The 905-nt window shown below is 53.9% G+C and carries 1 protein-coding gene; it reads left to right on the top strand.

All coding sequences use genetic code 11. From position 1 onward, the window contains the following. Window positions 1-23: 23 nt before the first annotated feature. A partial coding sequence (locus AC5RK6_RS04795; RefSeq protein ID WP_493926372.1) for an IS3 family transposase occupies window positions 24-905 on the top strand: 882 nt, incomplete at its 3' end.

Raw genomic sequence — 905 nt, forward strand, 5'->3', positions numbered from 1 at the left:
GAGATTTTTAAGGAGAACGTTCAATGAGTAAGCGTACGTATACGAGCGAGCAGATCCGTAAAGCCCTCACCACCTACCAACGCACGCAATCGGTAACCGCCACGGTCCGTAAACTCGGCTACCCCGGACGAGACACGCTCTACAAATGGATCAGGAATAACAACGAGAAACCAGACCAGAGAAAACCAAAGAAACACGCCCCTAACCAGAAAATACCGGCGGACGTGAAAGTGGCTGCCTGCAAGCGATTCCGCAGCGGGGAAAACTCTTACGCCATCGCCCAGGATCTGGGAATCGTGAACTGCACAAACATCTATGCTTGGGTTAAAAAGTGGGATGCGGAAGGCAGTCTAGGACTCATGAACGAGAAAGAACGCGACCAGATCAAAGCGAAAACCCTCCACCAGTTGGAAGCCCAACTACCCCAAGACCCGCAAGAATTACGTGCTCTAGCAGCCGAACTCATCGTGCGTGAACGCGTCTTGAAAGCCCAGCTCGAGCTAGCAAAAAAAGAAGAAGCCCGCGTAAGCGGGCCTAGTGAAACGGTAGAGAAAACACAGGTAGCTAACCAGCTACGCTCTACCACACCCCTGGCGGCGGTCTTAGACGTCCTGGGCTTGCCGGCAAGCTCGTACTATTACACCGCTAAACGCCTAGAGCGGCCTGACAAGCATGCTCGCTTGCGTGAGTTGATCGCCCAGATCGCGCGTGAGGGCTTGTATACGTATGGGTATCGGCGTATCCATTTAGCGCTTAGAAAGCTTGGGTATGTGGTCTCGGAGAAAATCATCCAGCGCTTGATGCACGAAGAGGAAATCCCGGTCAGGTATGCCAAAGCACGCCGGAAGTACTCCAGTTACGGCGGGGAGATCAGCCCCGCGCCGGAAAACCTGGTCAAGCGTGAC

The organism is Actinotignum sp. usb-actsch-213 (assembly GCF_059085665.1).